At 33.0% G+C, this 20,286-nt stretch carries 22 protein-coding genes; 2 read left to right on the forward strand and 20 right to left on the reverse strand.

Going from position 1 to position 20,286, the window contains the following annotated elements:
• Positions 1-143: 143 nt before the first annotated feature.
• The 11 genes from KRR19_RS00355 to coaBC form a co-directional block, all read right to left on the reverse strand.
• On the reverse strand, positions 144-1,157 hold the full coding sequence (locus tag KRR19_RS00355; RefSeq protein ID WP_242543457.1) for an NAD-dependent epimerase: 1,014 nt from the start codon (positions 1,155-1,157) through the stop codon (positions 144-146).
• Positions 1,158-1,172: 15 nt separating this feature from the next.
• The gene (locus tag KRR19_RS00360) at positions 1,173-1,712 is read right to left on the reverse strand and encodes an acyltransferase (protein ID WP_103363846.1); all 540 of its coding nucleotides are present in this window, start codon (positions 1,710-1,712) and stop codon (positions 1,173-1,175) included.
• Positions 1,696-2,931, reverse strand: a complete 1,236-nt coding sequence (locus tag KRR19_RS00365) for a glycosyltransferase family 39 protein (RefSeq protein ID WP_103363845.1) — start codon at positions 2,929-2,931, stop codon at positions 1,696-1,698. Before KRR19_RS00365 ends, KRR19_RS00360 begins: the two co-directional genes overlap by 17 nt.
• Entirely contained in the window at positions 2,924-4,117 is a 1,194-nt protein-coding gene (locus tag KRR19_RS00370; RefSeq protein ID WP_119563963.1) for a lipopolysaccharide biosynthesis protein, read from the reverse strand. The genes KRR19_RS00365 and KRR19_RS00370 overlap by 8 nt, the downstream gene beginning before the upstream one ends.
• A gap of 53 nt (positions 4,118-4,170) precedes the next feature.
• Complete coding sequence (locus KRR19_RS00375; RefSeq protein WP_103363842.1) at positions 4,171-4,938, reverse strand: tyrosine-protein phosphatase; 768 nt, start codon at positions 4,936-4,938, stop codon at positions 4,171-4,173.
• A complete protein-coding gene (locus tag KRR19_RS00380; protein ID WP_119563961.1) occupies positions 4,935-5,639 on the reverse strand; it encodes a polysaccharide biosynthesis tyrosine autokinase in 705 nt (234 codons plus the stop codon). Before KRR19_RS00380 ends, KRR19_RS00375 begins: the two co-directional genes overlap by 4 nt.
• A 9-nt stretch (positions 5,640-5,648) precedes the next feature.
• Entirely contained in the window at positions 5,649-6,311 is a 663-nt protein-coding gene (locus KRR19_RS00385) for a Wzz/FepE/Etk N-terminal domain-containing protein (protein WP_103363841.1), read from the reverse strand.
• A gap of 477 nt (positions 6,312-6,788) precedes the next feature.
• Positions 6,789-7,106: a hypothetical protein gene (locus KRR19_RS00390; RefSeq protein WP_023015733.1), complete on the reverse strand. Its 318-nt coding sequence runs from the start codon at positions 7,104-7,106 to the stop codon at positions 6,789-6,791.
• 188 nt (positions 7,107-7,294) lie between these two features.
• Positions 7,295-7,927: an NAD(P)-dependent oxidoreductase gene (locus KRR19_RS00395; RefSeq protein ID WP_156666846.1), complete on the reverse strand. Its 633-nt coding sequence runs from the start codon at positions 7,925-7,927 to the stop codon at positions 7,295-7,297.
• A gap of 302 nt (positions 7,928-8,229) precedes the next feature.
• Entirely contained in the window at positions 8,230-10,638 is a 2,409-nt protein-coding gene (priA, locus tag KRR19_RS00400) for a primosomal protein N' (protein ID WP_060803943.1), read from the reverse strand.
• On the reverse strand, positions 10,638-11,849 hold the full coding sequence (gene coaBC, locus KRR19_RS00405) for a bifunctional phosphopantothenoylcysteine decarboxylase/phosphopantothenate--cysteine ligase CoaBC (RefSeq protein WP_156666847.1): 1,212 nt from the start codon (positions 11,847-11,849) through the stop codon (positions 10,638-10,640). The genes priA and coaBC overlap by 1 nt, the downstream gene beginning before the upstream one ends.
• A 216-nt stretch (positions 11,850-12,065) precedes the next feature.
• Here coaBC and KRR19_RS00410 point away from each other — a divergent pair, with 216 nt between their 5' ends.
• Positions 12,066-12,383: a thioredoxin family protein gene (locus tag KRR19_RS00410; protein ID WP_156666848.1), complete on the forward strand. Its 318-nt coding sequence runs from the start codon at positions 12,066-12,068 to the stop codon at positions 12,381-12,383.
• Positions 12,384-12,452: 69 nt separating this feature from the next.
• Here the strand turns inward: KRR19_RS00410 and rpoZ are convergent, their stop codons facing one another.
• Both rpoZ and gmk read right to left on the reverse strand, forming a co-directional pair.
• Positions 12,453-12,683: a DNA-directed RNA polymerase subunit omega gene (rpoZ, locus tag KRR19_RS00415; protein WP_002480630.1), complete on the reverse strand. Its 231-nt coding sequence runs from the start codon at positions 12,681-12,683 to the stop codon at positions 12,453-12,455.
• Positions 12,683-13,306, reverse strand: a complete 624-nt coding sequence (gene gmk / locus KRR19_RS00420; RefSeq protein WP_002480629.1) for a guanylate kinase — start codon at positions 13,304-13,306, stop codon at positions 12,683-12,685. The genes rpoZ and gmk overlap by 1 nt, the downstream gene beginning before the upstream one ends.
• Positions 13,307-13,475: 169 nt before the next feature.
• Here gmk and KRR19_RS00425 point away from each other — a divergent pair, with 169 nt between their 5' ends.
• A complete protein-coding gene (locus KRR19_RS00425) occupies positions 13,476-15,194 on the forward strand; it encodes an Rqc2 family fibronectin-binding protein (protein WP_057511012.1) in 1,719 nt (572 codons plus the stop codon).
• Between the two features lie 51 nt (positions 15,195-15,245).
• Here KRR19_RS00425 and KRR19_RS00430 read toward each other — a convergent pair whose 3' ends face one another.
• The 7 genes from KRR19_RS00430 to KRR19_RS00460 all read right to left on the reverse strand — a co-directional run bounded on the left by KRR19_RS00430 (position 15,246) and on the right by KRR19_RS00460 (position 20,277).
• The gene (locus tag KRR19_RS00430) at positions 15,246-16,010 is read right to left on the reverse strand and encodes a tyrosine-protein phosphatase (protein ID WP_207021291.1); all 765 of its coding nucleotides are present in this window, start codon (positions 16,008-16,010) and stop codon (positions 15,246-15,248) included.
• 149 nt (positions 16,011-16,159) lie between these two features.
• Positions 16,160-16,561, reverse strand: coding sequence for a VOC family protein (locus KRR19_RS00435; protein ID WP_002480626.1), 402 nt, complete (start codon positions 16,559-16,561; stop codon positions 16,160-16,162).
• A gap of 502 nt (positions 16,562-17,063) precedes the next feature.
• Entirely contained in the window at positions 17,064-17,255 is a 192-nt protein-coding gene (locus KRR19_RS00440; RefSeq protein WP_060803941.1) for a hypothetical protein, read from the reverse strand.
• A gap of 26 nt (positions 17,256-17,281) precedes the next feature.
• A complete protein-coding gene (gene pyrE, locus KRR19_RS00445) occupies positions 17,282-17,893 on the reverse strand; it encodes an orotate phosphoribosyltransferase (protein WP_023015755.1) in 612 nt (203 codons plus the stop codon).
• A 1-nt stretch (position 17,894) separates the two neighbouring features.
• Positions 17,895-18,599: an orotidine-5'-phosphate decarboxylase gene (gene pyrF, locus KRR19_RS00450; RefSeq protein WP_002480623.1), complete on the reverse strand. Its 705-nt coding sequence runs from the start codon at positions 18,597-18,599 to the stop codon at positions 17,895-17,897.
• The gene (locus tag KRR19_RS00455) at positions 18,599-19,516 is read right to left on the reverse strand and encodes a dihydroorotate dehydrogenase (protein ID WP_216733390.1); all 918 of its coding nucleotides are present in this window, start codon (positions 19,514-19,516) and stop codon (positions 18,599-18,601) included. The genes pyrF and KRR19_RS00455 overlap by 1 nt, the downstream gene beginning before the upstream one ends.
• Positions 19,513-20,277: a dihydroorotate dehydrogenase electron transfer subunit gene (locus KRR19_RS00460; protein WP_002480621.1), complete on the reverse strand. Its 765-nt coding sequence runs from the start codon at positions 20,275-20,277 to the stop codon at positions 19,513-19,515. The genes KRR19_RS00455 and KRR19_RS00460 overlap by 4 nt, the downstream gene beginning before the upstream one ends.
• Between the last annotated feature and the right edge of the window lie 9 nt (positions 20,278-20,286).

The raw sequence follows: 20,286 nt of genomic DNA on the forward strand, positions 1-20,286 counted from the left end.
TCTATTTCTCTAAGTTATTGATGGTGAATTATGATTTAAATTTGCTATTGACTTCATCATCGAAAAATAAACGAAGAACAAATAACATTTATTAAAATGTAATGTGCATATATGAAAAACACCAATACCTTACATAAAATTTATTAGTTTTTATAAGAATAATAATCTAAATACCAATCAATAAACTTATTTACGCCATCTTGGATTGTTGTTTCTGGTTTGAAATCTATATCACGGAATAAGTCATCAACATTTGCATAAGTTTCTGGAACATCACCGGGTTGTAAATCCATATAATTTTTCTTAGCTGTTTTGTTGAGTTTATTTTCTATTGCCTCTACAAATTCCATTAATCTTACTGGGCTATTATTACCGATATTATAAATTTTGTACGGTGCATATGATGAACTTGGATCTGGATTAGCTCCACTCCATTCTGGATTTGGTTGAGCTGGACGTTTAACTAATCGACTTATTGCTTCGACAATATCGTCTACATAAGTAAAATCTCTCATCATATTGCCATGATTATAAACATCAATTGTTTCGTCATTAACAATTGCTTTTGTGAATTTGAAAAGGGCCATATCAGGTCTGCCCCATGGACCATAAACTGTAAAGAATCTTAATCCTGTTGTAGGTAAATTGTATAAATGGCTGTATGTGTGTGCCATTAATTCATTGGATTTCTTTGTTGCGGCATATAAACTTAGAGGATGATCTATGTTGTCTGAAGTTGAAAATGGCTTAGAAGTATTAGCACCATAAACTGAACTAGATGAAGCATAAATTAAATGTTTAATATTGTAGTGTCTGCAGCATTCAAGAATGTTAACAAACCCTACAATATTTGAATCAATGTAAGCTCTTGGATTTTCCAAGCTATACCTTACACCTGCTTGTGCAGCTAAGTTAACAACAACATCAGGATGTTGTTGCTTGAAAATTTCTTCTAACTTATCTGCATCTTCTAAAGTCACTTTGTAAAACGTGAAATTATTATCACCAATTGACTTCAATCTGTCTTCTTTTAACTTTGGATCATAGTAATCATTAATGTTATCAACACCAATGATTTCATGGCCTTGTGAAATTAATTTCTTAGCTAAGTGTGAGCCTATAAAGCCGGCTGCACCTGTAATTAAAATTCTACTCAAAATTGCATCCTCCTTTTATATATCTTTTATTTTTTTTGCAGGAACACCTGCATAAACAGAATTACTTTCTACATCTCTATTAACAACACTTCCAGCAGCAACAACTGATCTTTGTCCAATTGATATGTTAGACAACAATCTAACACCACAACCAATCCACACGTCATTTCCAATTACAACCTTTCCTCGTTCTACTGGATTATACTTTATAGGCAAGTCTGTATCTTTCCATGTATGATTAGTGCTTAGAATTGACGAATTATGTGCAATTGATACATTATCACCGATATTAATTTTACCGTATCCATCTATATAACAAAGGTCATGTATACTAACATTGTTACCAATAGAAATTCTATTCAAATTTTTAAAAGTAGTATTCTTACCAATGTAAACATTGTCCCCAATTGACTTTGCTAAACTTGCTACTAATATATACCTTATTGCTAATTGAAATTTAGTATTTGTCATTGAGTTCAGTTCTAATAATGTATAACGCGATTTAACAGGGAGTATCTTCAAAAAGCCTGATATTTTTCTAAGTTTTTGAAACATAATTTTTTTCCTTCTTTCTGTTAACTAAATAATACGATATAAACATCATTAGTAATAATGAATATTTATCACGGTGTCTCAATGCTGTTCCATAATTATATGTACCAAATGCGAATAAGCCATAAGAAATGAAAACAACTATCAAAATGATGAGTATCTTTCGATTATTTGTTTTTCTATATACATCTATAGCAATAATGAAGCTAAGTAAAATAAAAAATATATTGAAAAAACCAGTGATATCCGAAAAATTTCTAACTTCCCATGGAAACGGTTTAGTTACAAAATAGACGATTTGTTTGGCTTTCCCACTAATTGATACACTTTCTTGAGGTGTAATATAATCTGCACGTGCAGTGGACCTAATTTCATTAGTAGGTTGAGATTCTCCTCCACCAAGCGTAGAAGTAATTTTTGAGTTACTTGTTGTAAGTACGAATGCAACCACAATAAGTAAAGATGTTACTCCTATCATTACTTTGCCAAACTTGGACATATCACTAAACAATAGAAAGTATACCCCTGTAGCAACAAAGAGCGCGATCAATCCGATGTGAAATAAACTTCCTATACCAATGACTAATAAAGAGATAAACAGATGTACGATGTTTCTCTCAGTATGATATTTCAATAAGAAATAAACAAACAACACAACAAATAATGTGATTATTATTTCTCTTAAAGTAAGAACAGTATTAAACATCGTCACAGGATAAATTGTAAACAGTGTGGCTGTTAAGATTGCACCTTTACTATTTTCAAATACCAAAATGTATATTTTATATATTAAAATTATTATCACACTATGTACTGTAATATTTATTAACCCAGCCGTTAACTCATGATCTTTTCCTATACTGTAGAATAATGCCAAAAATTTAGGATAAGTAGTAGATTCTTGGAATACATTTACTGCTGTTCCATAAACATAGCTGTTATAAAATGACTTAGCCAAAACTTCAAACCTTAAATCATCATCTCCTGAACCAATCATTGGTGTAATAAATTTGTGTACTAATAAAAGTGGAAAGTATATCAGCCATTGTACAAAAATCAATAACAATAATTTAAAGTTACCGTTTTTTGATAGTAAATATAATATAATGGCTGCATTCAAAAGTATAAGTACATAAAAATCCAACAAGTTATAGTATAAAAACACTATAAATAATATTAAAGATGTCACAACAAACATAATCGTGAATTTTTTTCTACTCATACTTAACTCTCCTAATTATCAATGTAGAATAAATCAATTTGAGAACAAAAACTGTTATTGCGAATACTAAGAATGATATTACTGCTCCAAGTATTTTAAAGTTTGGTATCAACATTAAGCCTGTAATTACAACAACAATAACACTTATTATCTGAATTTTAGTGTTGAATTTATATTTCTTATGAGAATTAATATATAAGTCAAATAGAATGCTTAAATACACTAAAATACTCGCAAGTATTACTATTACAAATTCAGTTTTAAAACTCATGAATTTTTCGTTATAAAGCAATTCCATCACTGGATCTATAACGAAAGGTGTTATTAAAATCACCAATAAAAACATAGCTAAGCCACTTAATAAAATTAACCTCAAAATCTTTTTTAGGTATTTAGAGTCATTCTTTTTTTCCACCATTTTAGGCAACATAAAATTATAAACTGAAAAAAAGAATGTATTACCAGCGGAATAAATAATTAACAAACTACTGAAGATACCTACATACACAAGGTTAGAAGTGTATTCTAAAATATATTTTGGAATATTAGTGTTTAATGATGATAAAAATAATGTAATTGAAATGGGAAATCCGATCACAGTTGAGACTTTGACGCTCTCAAAAGAAACATTTTTCCATTTTCTAAATTTATCTTTATTTTTAAAAATAATCACACCAACTAAAACCAAACTGTAAAATAGGAACGGAAGAAACGGTTCTCTGAATAGATACATAAACACTAATAAAAGCGATATTTGCAAAACAGACATCCACAGCTTATAAATACCAACCTTATACTGCTGCTTTGCTTTTATTAAATATGCAAAGTCAATATCTAGAACATTTTCCAATATCTTAGCAATAGCTACAACTATAACCATTCCTAGAAATTGGTTTGAAAAACCAAAATTAACAAAAATTATCACTAAATAGACAAAAAATAAAATCATACTAAATAAACATCTACTAAAGAAATATACATTCTTATTCAAATCGTCAATAGTTACAATCATAGTATTGTAACCAAAGGAAAATAGTAAAATTAATGGAGCAATTAATGCGATTGAATAAGTATATGCTCCTAACTCTTGTCCAGTCCCGAATTTTATGAATAGAAGAATAGCAATCCATTGACTGAAACCAAACACTACATTACCTAATAAATATATCAAAAATTTATATTTCAATTTTCCACTAACACCCTTTTGCTAATTTGAATAAACTTAAGGAAACTAATTGACTAAAACAACCCAAAAAACTTGTTTCGTTCTTTCATTTGAAGCGGTTTATTTTTTAAAATCTCTTCATTCTTGATAATACAATCGGCATTATCAAATAAATCATTTATTTCCTTTTTTAAATTCCTTAAACTTTTATCTTGATGCAAATCGTTCATCAAAAAGCGTCTTGAATTTGTATTATGGGCATCAGATGCAATAAAATGCACTAAGTTATGTTCTATAAAATTCATGCTTAGTTTTTTTATTTTCTTACCATGATTCCCTGCTAATGAAGAAGAGGTTATTTGACTAAGTGCTCCTTCATTAATTAGATCGAATAAGATATTGGGATTATTAGCTATTGCTTTATTTCTTTCTGGGTGCGCAATAATGGGAACATATCCTAAATTTTGGATTTCAAAAAATAACCTTGTAGTATAATTAGGAACTTCTCCTGATGGAAATTCTAGTAATAGATATTTTGAATGATTTAATCCCTCTATAGTTCCATTTTCAATTCCTTTCAATATCTCATCAGTAACTCTAATTTCTTGTCCTGGAAATAATTGAATATTAGTGTTCTGAATATTATCTTCAGCCATTAACTCATCTAAATGTTTTTGTACTTCCTTAAAATCTAAGTTGTATTTCGGGTGCAGATGATGGGGAGTAACTATTATTCCTGTAACTCCTTGTTCTTGTGCCTGTAGAATCATATCAAGCGTTTCATCCATAGAACTAGAACCGTCATCTACACTAGGCAAGATATGATTGTGAATATCTATCATACTTCATCATCCTCAGCATAGTAATAGTAAGAACTATTATTCTTTTCAAAAGGAGCTTTATTTAAAATAACTCCTAAAATTCTAGCTCCTGCTTTTTGCATTAGCTCTTTTGCTTTAACTATTTCATTGCGATTGTTTTCTTCTGTATCAATAACAAGTAATGTATTTTCTACTGTTTCCGCATATAATTGAGCATCAGTAACTGTATTAACCGGAGGTGAGTCTATTACTATAAAATCAAATTTTTCTTCTAATTGATTAATTAAGTTTTCAAAATTTGAAGATCCTATTAATTCTGATGGATTTGGCGGGATAGGTCCTGAAGTCAAAATTGATAAATTATCAACATGCGTCTCTTGAATAGCTTCATACATAGTTGTATTTTTTATAATAAGTGAAGATAACCCCTTAGTATTATTTTTTTTAAATATATAATGTGTAGTGGGCTTTCTTAAATCTCCATCAATTAACAACGTATCATAACCCGCTTGAGCATATGTTACAGCTATATTTGCTGCTATTGTCGACTTACCCGAAGATGGCTTTTCCGATGTAATTACAATACTAGAAATAGGTTCATCCACAGAAGAAAATAAGATATTTGATCTGACCCCTCTAAACTTTTCACTAATAGTAGACTTTGGTTTATCATGTGTAATTAAAACACTATTTTCTGATTTAGATTTACTTTTTCCAAACATTTAATCACCTCATTTAATTTTGTTTATAGTACCTAGTACTGGAAGGTTTAAGATTTCTTCTACATCTTGTTCGCTCTTAATTCTCTTATCCATCATTTCTTTAACTAGAACAATTAATAATGCAACAAAAACGCCTAATAGTATCGCTAAAGCACTATTTAGAATTGGTTTCGGATATACTTGGCTTCCTTTATCAGCTTTAGAAATAATAGTCACATTATCAACATTCATTATTTTCTTAATATTTTTTTTGAAAACTCCAGCTACTTCATTTGCTATTAATTTAGAATCATTTTTATTTTGAGAAACAACGCTAATGTTCAATATTTGTGATTCAGTTTTATTCTGCACATTCACCATTTTGCTTAATTGTTCAGGTGTATATTTAACCTTTTTGTTTTTAGCAACTTCATTCAAAACATTTGGACTTTTGATAATATCAGTATATGTATTTACTAATTTTAAGTCTGATTGAACTTGTTGAGCCATAAACTGTTCATCTGAGTGACTTTGATTTACAATTATCTGAGTTGAAGACTCAAACTTAGGCTTCATAAAGAAAAATGTGAGAATTAAACTAACTATTAAAAATAGCAAAGGTATTCCCACAATTAACTTTAAATTGTTTTTTAAAATTGTAACTAACTTCGATAAATCAAATTTTCTTTCCATAACTTCCTCCACTGTTTATATATTTGGTTTATAACGTATGTAGTATAGCTCATATTTTGGTGTAAAATATATTAGCTTTTTTCAAATTATTTTAGCACCTCACATCATTATATACTACCACTGTAATTTTATTAACAGTTTTTTTGAATTGAAAATAAAATGTAATATACATATATAATTGTTTAACACTTCACGCTTACCCTTGTTTTTTTATTAAGAGATTGTAAATTCAGTACAACTATAAATCAATTTCTTATTTTTAAATCATTGAGATGACTTATTCCACTAATTAGGTTGTTAATCAATAAGCTTCTTTAGTTGGATTGTCTATTTACTTTTCAACAGAATTTACATAGAAATTAGAAAACTATTCAATTTCCCTCTGTTAAAAATATGTATAGCTCACATTAGTAAGGAAACGTTCATGGTTCCTTACTGAATATGAGCTTTTCAATAACTTATTAATAGTGATTGTAACTATTGTAAAATAATAAAGAAAACAATAACAAATATACTTACAATGAACCTTACACTTTGTGCTAAAAAGATGATTTTCCCAAAAGTTCTCTTTTGATAGATACCTATGCCTACTTGGATCATCGCAAACCCAATGATTAAAAGAATTAGAGCTGGTATGAAATTAGCAATTAAAGCTCCAATATCTAACAATAAGCTTCCTACTATTAAGAGGATCATTGTAATTTTAGGTGTTTTCGGATTACGTGCTAACATTAATATCGCAGATAAAAATGTGAAAACTGAAAATGCTATGATAAACGTTTTGAGCAGAATCATAAAATCACTCCTTGATTCCTTATTATACATGAAAATAATCATTACAATATCAAAAAAGGGATATTAACTTATAGTTACCTATATAAAATATATACACCTGTACAAGTTAGTGCATTCTTAATAATAAAACCTCATTAAAAGCAATAGAAAGTTAAATTGCTTTTAATGAGGTTGCTTTTTATTATCAGTTAACCAGAAACTACTGTGATACCTTGGTTTGGATATTGATCATTTTCAGCTTCATCTATAAATGCGTTACTGAAATCACTGTACGATACATAAGATTTATTTCTTGAGTTATAAATAATTGTATCAGTACCCAATTTATAATCGTTGGTTTCTGGACCATTAAAATCAAACATGCTTGCAGGACTTACAAACGTCCAGTCTTTTAGTTTGTCTTGTGCTGCTAGAATATCATAAGCTTCAGCCATTTTTATAGCTGATTCTTTTACAGTCTCTGGGATATTTGGATTATCCGCTACTCTTATTGTTTTACTATCATCTATATACAATCTACCTGTTCCACCAACAAACATCAGTTTTACATCTATACCGTCTAAAATATTAATAAGATGATTAGTCATTTGAATATATAACTCTTCTTTTCCTCTTGGTGCGCCAAATGCGACGAATACTGCATCAAAACCTTCTAAATCTTCACGAGTAATATCTAATATGTCTTTTTCTACATATGGAACATCAAATTGTAATTTATTATGATTTCTGACAAACGCAGTAACTTCATGGCTTCTCTCTCTTGCTTTTTCAGTTAAGATTGTTCCTTGTTTACCCGTTGCGCTAATGATTGCTATTTTCATCGTTTCATCATCACCTTTTGAAAATTAATTATAGCTTTGATAAACTGCTTACTTTTAACAGTATAGTGCCTCATAAAGAATCCTTAATCGTATATCTATATGAAGTTCGTAAGCAGATAAGCATTTATAATTTAATTTATTTTACACCACTTTTTGTATAGCACGCAATAATAAAGAACTTTCAAAAAGTATTACACTTATACATTGATGTTGGCTGGAAATAAAAAGATAAGTGACAATCTAAAAAGCATCTAATACTTTCTAAATTATCACTTATCCATGATTTTATGCTATTTTATTCTTTACATCATGACATAAGGGTTTATGTCTATCTTTAATGAAAGCTTATCTTTTTGATAGCGTTCATGATAGTAATCATCTAAATATTGAAGTGCTTTGTGTAATTCGGGTTCACTTTTGTATTTGACTAGAACTTGGAAACGAAATTCTCTATTAATTCTAGCGATAGCTGCTGGTGATGGTCCTAAAATCAAAGCCCGATCCGTAAGGTGTTGTAATAATATTTTATGAACATGTGCCGCTGCTTGCATAACTTCTTTCATATTTTGGTGAGAAATCGTAAAGTTAATCAAGAAATAGTATGGTGGATACTTACCAATTTGTCTGTATTTCATTTCTTTATGATAGAACGATAAATAATCATTAAGCTGGACATCTTGTATCGCATAATGATCAGGGTTATAGGTTTGAATAATAACCTTCCCTTCTTTTTCATGACGTCCTGCACGCCCTGCTACTTGAGTCAGCAATTGGAAGGTTCTTTCACTGGAACGAAAATCTGGTAAGTTCAACATTGTATCAGCGTTTAATACACCGACAAGTGTAATATTTGGGAAATCCAACCCTTTCGCAATCATTTGAGTACCGAGCAGAATATCCCCTTTACCTTCTCCGAAGTCATTCAATAACTTCTCATGTGCACCTTTTCTTGATGTTGTATCTGCGTCCATACGAATAATCTTCGCATTTTCAAATTCACGATTTAAAAGTTCTTCAACACGTTGGGTACCAGTTCCCATTTGACGAATGTGTTCACTTTCGCAGTTTGGACATTTATTAGGCGGTGTTTCTTCATAACCACAATAGTGACATTTCAATTTATCGCTAGATTTATGGTAGGTCAATGAAATATCGCAGTTCGGACATTGCGGTACATGACCACAGTCTCGACATAATATAAATGAAGAATAACCACGTTGATTTAAGAATAGTACAATTTGTTCATTGCGAGATAAACGGTCTTGAATTGCTTCTCGCAATTCTGTCGAAAACATTGACCGGTTACCATTTGCTAATTCTTCACGCATATCTACAATATCAATTTCAGGTAATGGTTGATTATTCACACGATCAGGTAAGCTTAATAAGTGATAAACTCCCTTTTCAGCACGTGCATATGATTCAAGACTTGGCGTCGCACTACCTAAAATTAATGGACATTGATGATATTTTGCTCGCCATAATGCAATCTCTTTCGCATGATAACGAGGATAATCTTCTTGTTTATATGTTGCCTCATGTTCTTCATCAATAATAATCATACCCAGATTTTTAAATGGTGCAAAAACACTAGAACGCGCGCCTACACTTACACGTGCACGACCGTCACGTATTTTTTGCCACTCATCATAACGTTCGCCTTTTGAAAGACCAGAATGCAATACTGCAACTTCATCACCAAATCTACGTTTAAAACGTAAAACCATTTGTGGTGTTAAAGCAATTTCTGGAACTAACATCATAGCCTGTTGATTTTTTTCTAGAACAGCTTCTATCGTTTGAAGATAAACTTCAGTTTTACCAGAACCTGTTACACCATGTAATAAGAAAGTCTCTTGTTTTTCTTCATCAATAACCTTTTTAATCTCATCGTAAGCGATTTGTTGGCTTGGAGTGAGTTGTCGTTTTTCTTCTTGTTCAAATACTCTTGATGCATATGGGTCACGTTCTACTATGGCATCATACTTCTCTACAAAACCATTACGTTCCAATGTTTTAGCACTTGAAGCTGATAACCCTACTTCTTCAAGTTCTTTTAAAGGAACATCTCTATTTTGTGCATCTAGCAAGTAAGCATAAACATCATATTGTTTAGGGTGTCGTTCTAACATTGCTAAAACTTCATCTGGTTGATGATCATCTCTTATTCGTATTGCACGTTGTGTTTTTTTCTTTGTATTTTGAGACAGTAACGTTTCTTCTCTAACGATACCTTCTTCTAATAAAGGAACTAAATGTTTTAAATCACCATTTTGTTGAGCAGCTTTATAAGCATAATGTCCTTCTTTATTAAAGCGTTTTAAAATGTCATCTGGTATTGATTCATCTTCTACAATTTCAAATACTTTGGTATATCTTGCTTTAATAGCACTTGGTAACATGGCTTCTAAAATAGAAATACGTTTCGTGACATGATATTTACCATACCAAGCGCTTAAATCAACTAATTCAGGTGTCAGTTCTGGTTTAATATCTTGAATTTCTTGGATTTCTTTTAGTTTAGATAGATCTAGTTCTGGATCTGGTTCCTCAGCTATTTCCATAACATACCCTTGAATGGTTCTGTACCCAAAGGGTACAACGACTCGTACACCAACTTGAATAATGGGTACGAGTCGCTCTGGTATTTTATAGTCAAAGGTAAAGTCTACGTTTTTAGCTGGGACATCTACAATTACCTTTGCATACATTATTTCCACCTACGTTCTAATTCTTCTAAGATTCTTCCAGCAAGCTGCTGTTTCTTACCTTTCTCTATATTAACTGCTTCGTCATTTTTGAAGTATAATGTGACTTCATTATCATCAGAACTGAAACCGATAGATGTGTCTCCTACGTTATTCGCAATAATCACATCTGCATTCTTTTTCTCTAATTTAGCTTTTGCATATTTTTCAATATCTTGTGTTTCAGCTGCAAAGCCAATTAATTTTTGATGCGATTTATGCTCACCTAAATATTTCAATATATCTTTAGTTCGTGTAAATGAAATGGTTAAATCTCCATCTTGTTTTTTCATTTTATGTTCCAGTTTTTCTGATGGTTTGTAATCTGAAACTGCAGCCGTTTTAAAGACAAAGTCCTGAGCATCAAAACGTTCAACTACTGCGTTAAACATATCTTCCGCACTAGTTACAGGTACAAAGTCCACATTTTCTGGTGGCGTTAAGCTTGTTGGACCACTCACTAAAGTTACTTTAGCGCCTCTCTTTTGTAATGCATCAGCAAGTGCATATCCCATTTTTCCTGATGCTCTATTAGACACAAAACGTACAGGATCAATCACTTCGACCGTTGGTCCTGCTGTAACTAAGGCATGTTTACCATTGAACCAATCACTCTCATTGATGACTGATTGATTATTATTTTGTTCCATCGTTTGGCGCATGAATGCAATGATATCCAATGGTTCCATCATACGGCCCTTCGCTACATAGCCGCAGGCTAAAAAGCCTTCACCAGGTTCAGCGAAATGATAACCATCTTCAGCCAATACTTGCATGTTCGCTTGTACTCTTGGATTTTCATACATATGCACATTCATAGCAGGAGCAACAAATTTAGGAACAGTCGTCGCTAATAAAGTTGAAGTAATCATATCGTCAGCAATACCGTTTGCTAATTTACCGATAATATTGGCAGTTGCTGGCGCAATAATCACTGCGTCTGCCCAATCACCTAACGCTATATGTTGAATTTCAGCTGGATTTTCTTCTTTAAATGTACTCGTGTATACAGGATTACGACTGATTGCTTGGAAAGCAAGCGGTGTCACAAACTCTTGTGCATGTTCAGTCAGCATTACACGTACGTCATACCCTGCTTGTGTTAATTTACTTGTTAAATCAATCGCTTTATAAGCTGCAATACCACCCGATACTGCTAATAAAATATTCTTCATCGCAATCTTTGCCTCCAAGTTTATTCTCTCTTTATGTATACGGCTTAATATTAAAAAATGAGTCCAAATGAAATGGCCTCATAATTCATCAATCATTTTATATTTTAACACTCTAGGTCAAAAAAGTCCTTTGCTTTGCAAAGCAATAAAGTTGATTCTCTACCTCTATCCGCGTAAGATAGCTTTCGACACAGACAATAGAAAGAAGGTTTGAAGATGGAGACTTTAAAGCAATATGACGATATTACACAACGCATTGAATCAGAAAATAAATTCTTATTATATGCCATGGCGAATGGTTGCTCAGTCTGCCATGCAGACCAACCTAGAGTAGAAAAATTAGTAAATCAGTTAGAAATACCTGCAGCACAAATTATTGTAAATGATATTCCCGAAGCTGCTGGTCAACTCTCACTCTTTACTGCGCCTGTCGTCATTCTTTTTAATAATGGAAGAGAATTTCATAGACAAGCACGTATTATAGATTTCGATCAGTTAGAACGTTCTATGGAGCAATTGAAGATGTCTTATTAAATGAAAAACAACCTTTAAAGCAGTTTTTTGCCTTAAAGGTTGTTTTCAATTTATATAATCACTTTAAACTCAGTCTTTTGTTTCGAATTCACTTTCGTTTAATTCTGGTTCGATTGGAGTGATTTTGCCATCGGCAATCTCTTCTAGAGCTTCTCCAACTGTTTTAACTGAGTGATATTTTTCTAATAACGCAGTGTCTTTTTTGTCATATAATTCACGTGCGCGTTTGGCTGCCACTGTTGCGATTAAATATTTTGATTTTACTTTTGAAGTTAATTGATTAAGCGGTGGGTATAACATTATTTTTTGGCCTCCAATATCATTTTTCTATACTTTGCTTCTATACGTTCACGTTTTAGATGTTCGGCTGCAACGATTGCTTGAATACGTTCTTTAGCAAGTTCTACTTCATCGTTTACCACAACGTAGTCATAAAGATTCATCATTTCCACTTCTTTACGTGCTTCTTTCACACGACTTTGAATCTTTTCGTCTGATTCTGTACCGCGGCCGACTAAACGCTCTCTTAAGTGGTCTAAACTTGGCGGTGCTAGGAAGATAAATAATGCATCAGGGAATTTCTTGCGTACTTGTTTCGCACCTTCAACTTCGATTTCTAAGAAGACATCATAGCCTTCATCCATAGTGTCTTTCACATACTGTACAGGTGTACCGTAGTAGTTACCTACATATTCTGCATACTCAATAAATTGATCTTGTGCGATAAGTTGCTCAAACTCTCGTTTTGTCTTGAAAAAATAATCAACGCCATCTTGTTCACCTTCACGCATTTCACGTGTCGTCATTGAAATTGAATATTTGTATGATGTTTTCGGATCATCAAATATCTCTTTGCGGACAGTACCTTTTCCGACTCCAGATGGACCTGATAAGACAATTAGTAAACCTTTTTCATTATCCATGCCTTACGACCTCTCTAAGCTATTGTTGTATTATATAATGATACCATATTCTAAATAAAATTGTATAGATGCCAATAGATAAAATCTTAATTTGGAAGTATACCATATTCACATGGTACAATAATAAGAACGTAGTACAAGAACGAAAATAAAAAGGTAGCTGATAATTATGGCATTTGATGGCCTATTCACAAAGAAAATGGTAGAAGAACTGTCCTTTCTTGAAGGTGGACGTATTCATAAAATCAACCAACCTGATAACGATACAATTATAATGGTCATTCGTCAGAATCGTAAAAACCATTCATTACTGTTATCTATCCATTCTAATTTCTCTCGTATGCATATTACGAAAAAGAAATATGATAACCCATTTGAACCGCCAATGTTTAACCGTGTCTTTCGTAAACACTTAGACGGCGGAATTATACAAGCAATTCGTCAAATTGATAATGACCGTCGTATCGAAATCGATGTTCAAAGCACAGATGAACTCGGTGATAAAATATATCGTACCGTTATCTTAGAAATTATGGGTAAACACAGTAACTTAATACTTGTGGATGATAATCGCAAGATTATCGAAGGTTTCAAACATTTAACACCAAACACAAACCAATATCGTACCGTTATGCCAGGATTCCAATATGAAGCACCACCTACTCAAAATAAAATCAATCCTTATGAAGTTTCAGGTCAAGATGTACTCAAGTATATTGATTTCAATCAAGGCAATATTGCGAGACAACTGTTACAAACTTTCGAAGGTTTCAGTCCACTCATTACGAAAGAAATTACAGAACGTCGTCAATTTATGACTACTGAAACATTACCTGCAGCATTCGATGAAGTTATGGAAGAAACTAAACTTAAACCTGTTCCGATTTTCCATAAAAACCATGAAACAGGTAAAGAAGATTATTACTTCATGCGTTTGAAACAGTTTGATGATGATAGTGTGACTTACGAATCACTTGATGAGTTATTAGATCGTTTCTATGATGCGCGTGGCGAACGTGAACGTGTTAAACAACGTGCGAATGATTTAGTTCGTTTTGTCCAACAACAACTTCAAAAGAATCGAAACAAACTCGTTAAATTAAACGCTGAGTATGAAGGTACGCAATCAAAAGAAGATATGCAGTTATATGGTGAACTCATTACCGCAAACATCTATCGTATTAAACAAGGTGATGAAACCTTAACTACTGAAAATTACTACACAGGTGAAGAAGTGACAATTAAGTTAGATCCGACTAAATCACCTTCACTGAATGCTCAATATTACTATAAGCAATATAACCGTTTAAAAACACGTGAACATGAGCTTGAACATCAAATTCAACTCACAGAAGAAAACATCGCATACTTTGAATCTATTGAGCAACAATTGGCTCATATCACTGTAGAAGATATTGATGAAATCCGTGAAGAACTTGCAGAACAAGGCTTTATGAAACAACGTCAAAATCGTAAGAAAAAGAAACAACCACAAATGCAGTTGCAAACTTACCTTTCTACAGATGGCTCAACTATATATGTAGGTAAAAACAACAAACAAAACGATTATCTAACAAATAAAAAAGCACGTAAGCACCATTTATGGTTCCATACAAAAGATATTCCTGGTTCTCACGTAGTCATTTTTGAAGATGAACCAAGCGATAAAACAATAGAAGAAGCTGCAATGTTAGCAGCCTACTTCTCTAAAGCAGGAAACTCTGGTCAAATTCCAGTAGATTACACAGATATCAAAAACGTACACAAACCATCAGGTGCAAAACCAGGCTTTGTAACGTATGATAATCAAAAAACGTTATACGCCACACCAGATTATGATCACATACAATCGATGAAAAGCGATTCAGAAAAAGTGAAATTAAAATAATCTATTTACTTTAAAAGCACTCGAAGACAAAATGTTTTCGAGTGCTTTATTTTAAAATATCCAACCTTTAATTTTTTGACTATCAAGAATAAGCGGTTCACGCTTATCAATTTCTTCATTTTTAATAATTGCTTCTGCATTCTTGATTAACTTCATCATAGATTCACGAAAATCCAATAACACTTCTTCCTTAAACAAAGATTTCATCATAAAAGGTCTGGCTTCAAAGTCATGCGCATCAGATGCGATAAAATGAGCAAGATTACATTTCATTAGTTCAATCGATACATCTTGAATTCCTTTACCAAAATCCCCTACTAAAGACGTTGAAGTAATTTGACTTAATGCTCCTTGCTGAACTAAGTTATATAAAACACTCATATCTTTCAACAAAGCGATATTACGTTCAGGATGTGCAATGATGGGAATATAACCTAAATCCTGTATATTTTGAAACATTTGATACGTATAATCAAGAATGTCGTTAGGAGGAAACTCAATGAGTAAGTATCTGGACTTGTTCAAACCACTTACCTTTCCGGATTTAATATCTTCAATTAAATTCTGATGAATTCTTACCTCTTGTCCTGGATAAATTTGAATCCCTAAATCTTTAACATCTTTTAATTTACATAATCTTTTTATTTTTAACTTTACTTTATCAAAAGAATTATCGTATTTATTAGTATAATGAGGTGTTGCAATAATTTTTGTTACATTTTCTTTTTTAGCTTGTCTTAATAATTGAATAGCCGCTTCTTCATCTCTTGGTCCATCATCTGCATCAATTAATATATGATTATGCATATCTATCATGGGTATCACTCCAAAATTCAGACTACCAATCTATCTTTTTAAATGGCGTTTGTTCATAACTCACCTTCATTATATTCTTCTTTCATAGCTAGCTGTAAATAAAAAACAACCCACCTATCAGATGAGTTGTTTACATATCATTGATGAAATTAATCCATTAATGCTAGTTGGAAATTCACACCGAAGCGATCTTGTATCCATGCGAATTCTCTGTAAGGTCCAAGCTCAGTTTTGGCCATTAAAATGGCACCGCCGCTTTTTAATCCACTGTATAGACGTTCCATTTCCATAGCATTATCTACTGTCACAAATAAAGAAATAGATGGATTCATCGGTATTTCAGTTCCATTAGAATTATCAATCGCCATAATGATTTGGTCTTTTAAACGAATAATTGCGTGTTGTACTGCACCCGCTTCTCCGCTTCCAAACTCATCATACTTCACCATTGAAACCACTTCACTGTCTTCAAATACTGAAGTATAAAGTTCAATCGCTTCTTCAGCTTCATTATTAAACATTAAAAATGGTGTTACCTTTGGTATTTGCACACTACCCCTCCTTATTGACTTGCTATTTACTAATCACATAGTAATTTAAAATTAAGCAACTTAAAAATCACTATTTTGACACTTAAAACGATACATGAATGACTATACAAAAGCAACTCAACCTATACATTGAACTGCCTTAATTGAAATTGTGTTTTTCCTCAAAATGGTTAACTTAAGCTAACATTGTGAAAGACCAAAAGTGAATCAAACAGTACCTTTTTCTATATGTATGACACAATTCATAGTATAATGACTTTATTCCAAAACAATGAGTAAATCTTAATCAGATGATTGAATGAATGGAGGTCTATGATGTCTCACTTTTTCTTACCTATTTTAGCAATGTTAGCAGTGATTATTATCGGTTATATCTTTATTAAAATATATTTACGCTAGTCTATTTGTCACTTTTGACTTAGACAGATTTTTCTTAAAATCTAAAAATCCGCAATCATAAGCTCAAAATGAGTGTTCATGATTGCGGATTTTGTCGTTTGATTTAAATTAAGCCTTTTTCTTTTATATCTGTTTTACATTTCTTGAATATGTTTTTCTCGTGTTCATTCGATAACCATTGATTTTCATCTTGATCATGATTATTGACCGGCTCACGGTAATCTTCATTTGCGGATAAGAACTTATTTAAGTGCGCAAATGGTTTATGAGCAGTTTGTGCATGTGTATTGGACATGGTTCATCCCTCCATCCAATTACATCTTATGCTAAATTGTCTCTCCATTCAACTAAAGATTGAATATCTGACTCAGAAATTTTACCTTGTTCTTTAGCCACGTCGATTAATTCGTTGTAGTCACTTAAAGTATAGAACGGAATATCAGCATCTTTGAACATTTGATCTGCTTTAGCAAGACCATACGTAAAGATTGCGACTACACCTAATACTTCAGCGCCAGCTTCTCTTAATGCTTCTGCAGCAACTAATGATGAACCGCCTGTTGAAATTAAGTCTTCAACGACTACGATTTTTTTACCTTTACTTGGTGCACCTTCGATTTGGTTTTGTTTACCATGGCTTTTACTTTTAGAACGTACATAGCTCATTGGCATATCTAATTTTTCAGAGATGAACGCTGCATGAGGAATGCCCGCTGTCGCAGTTCCTGATACAATTTCAGCATCTTTGAAATGTGTTTGAATCAATTCGATTAAACCGTCACGAATCGCGTTACGAACTTCTGGATAACCTAATGTAACACGGTTATCACAATAAATCGGAGATTTAATCCCTGAACTCCATGTAAATAAATCATTCGGTGATAGTGCAACTGCACCAATATCTAATAATGATTGCGCAATTTGTTTTGACATCTTAACCTAACCAACTTTCTTTAATATGATGATAACTTTCAACCGGATTGTCACTTTGTGTGATTGGACGACCTACTACAATATGTGTAGAGCCCATTTCACGTGCTTTGTCTGGTGTTGTAATACGTTTTTGATCGTCTTGTGCGTAATGTGCTGGACGAATACCTGGTGTTACTTTCAAGAAGTCTGAACCTAATTCTTTTGTCAGTAATTCTGCTTCTAATGGTGAACATACTACGCCATCTAAGCCAGCTTCTTTAGTTAAACGTGCATAGTTTAATACAGCCTCTTCAATTGAAGTTTGGATGTTTTGTTCTTTTTGCAGCATTTCTTCTGTTGTTGATGTTAATTGTGTGACCGCAATAATTTTAGTGTCTTTGTTGACGCTACGTAAGCCTTCAACTGCTTGGCGCATCATTTCAGTACCGCCTGCAGCATGAACGTTTACTAAATCTACATTTAAACGTCCTAAACCAGCCATCGCTTGTTTGACTGTATTTGGAATATCATGCAGTTTTAAATCTAAGAAGATTTGGTGGCCGCGTGCTTTAATTTTGTTGATTAATTCAGGGCCAGTTTGATAATAAAGTTCCATTCCGATTTTGATGTATAAAGGTTCATCAAATAAATCTAAGAAATTTTCTACTTCTTCAGCCGTCGCAAAGTCTAATGCGATAATCGGTAAAGGTAAATTACGATTTGCCATTATTTAGTCACCTCAAAAGTCCTTTTGTACAATTCATTAATATGGTTTACACCTAAGTCGTCGAGCAATGCTGGCAGTTCATCAATGATTTCTTTACATACCATTGGATTTTGGAAGTTAGCTGTTCCAACTGCTACCGCATTCGCACCCACTGAAATATAGTCTATAACATCTTGTGCGTTTTGAACACCGCCCATTGCGATAATTGGAATATCTACAGCTTGTCTGACTTGATAAACCATTCGCATTGCGACAGGTTTGATTGCTGGTCCGCTTAAGCCACCGACTGTATTTGCGATAATTGGACGCCCTGTTTTCGCATCAATACGTAAGCCGACTAATGTATTAATCATTGTTAAACCATCCGCATATTGCGCGATTGCTTTAGCCATTGCGACAATATCTGTTACGTTTGGTGAAATTTTCACGTATACAGGCACTTCAGAAACTGCTTTAACTTTACGTGTCAATTCAGCAGCAACTACTGGATCCACACCAAACTGCATACCGCCTTCTTTCACGTTCGGACAAGATATGTTTAATTCCAACGCTTTCACGTTTGGTGCTTTTGAAATATGTTCAGCCACGTATACATAGTCTTCTTCAGTAGAACCAGCAACGTTTGCGATAATCGGTACATCAAATTGTTCTAACTTCTTAAGTTCATGTTCAATAATGTGATGCACACCAGGGTTTTGTAACCCAATCGCATTAATCATACCGCTATCAGTTTCAGCAACACGTGGTGTTTCATTACCATAACGTGCTTCTTTCGTAGCGGCTTTAATCATAATGGCACCTAGTTCGCTTAAGTCATAAAATTGACTGAACTCAGCACCGAAAGCAAAACAACCGCTTGCTGGCATAATCGGGTTCTTTAACTCTAATCCTGGAATTTCTACATTTAATCGACTCATAGGATGACTGCTCCTTTCTCAAATACAGGTCCATCTGTACAAACTTTGACATAACTTGTTTCAGATTCAGGTGTATGGCAGACACATGCGTAACATGCGCCGATACCGCAACCCATGCGTTCTTCAAGTGATAAGAAACCTTCAACATCTGCTAATTTGTCATGTTCTTTAATGGCTTTTAACATCGGTTTAGGTCCGCATGTATAGTAAATATCATAATCTACCGGCAACTCAGAAATCACATTTGTCACAAAGCCCTTTGATCCCATTGTGCCATCTTCAGTCACAATGTGCGTTTCACCTAATTGCGCAAATTCATCTGCGTAGAAGACATCTTTTTTACTTCTGAAACCTAAAACATGTACTGTCTCAATACCTTGACGATTGAGTTGTTTAGATAGTTCATATAAAGGAGGAACACCAATACCGCCGCCTACAAGAAGCGCTTTACGTTCTGCTTTTTCAACAGGGAAACCATTACCTAAAGGTGCAATAATATCAATCGCATCATTCTCACGCATTTGAGACAGACGTTGTGTCCCAGCACCTTCTGCACGATATAACATCGTAAAGGTTTCAATTTCAGGTTCGATATGACAAATTGAGATCGGACGTCTCAACATATGCAGTGAACCTTCACCTACTTTAATATGAACGAATTGTCCAGGTTGTGTCATTTTACGTGTCACAGGTCCTTTTACTTTAATTTCAAAAATGCGGTCCGCAATTTCTCGATTGGATACGATAATGTTTTGTTCCACTGTTAAATC

It is taken from the genome of Staphylococcus sp. CWZ226 (assembly GCF_018986355.1).
Lineage (GTDB): Bacteria > Bacillota > Bacilli > Staphylococcales > Staphylococcaceae > Staphylococcus > Staphylococcus simulans.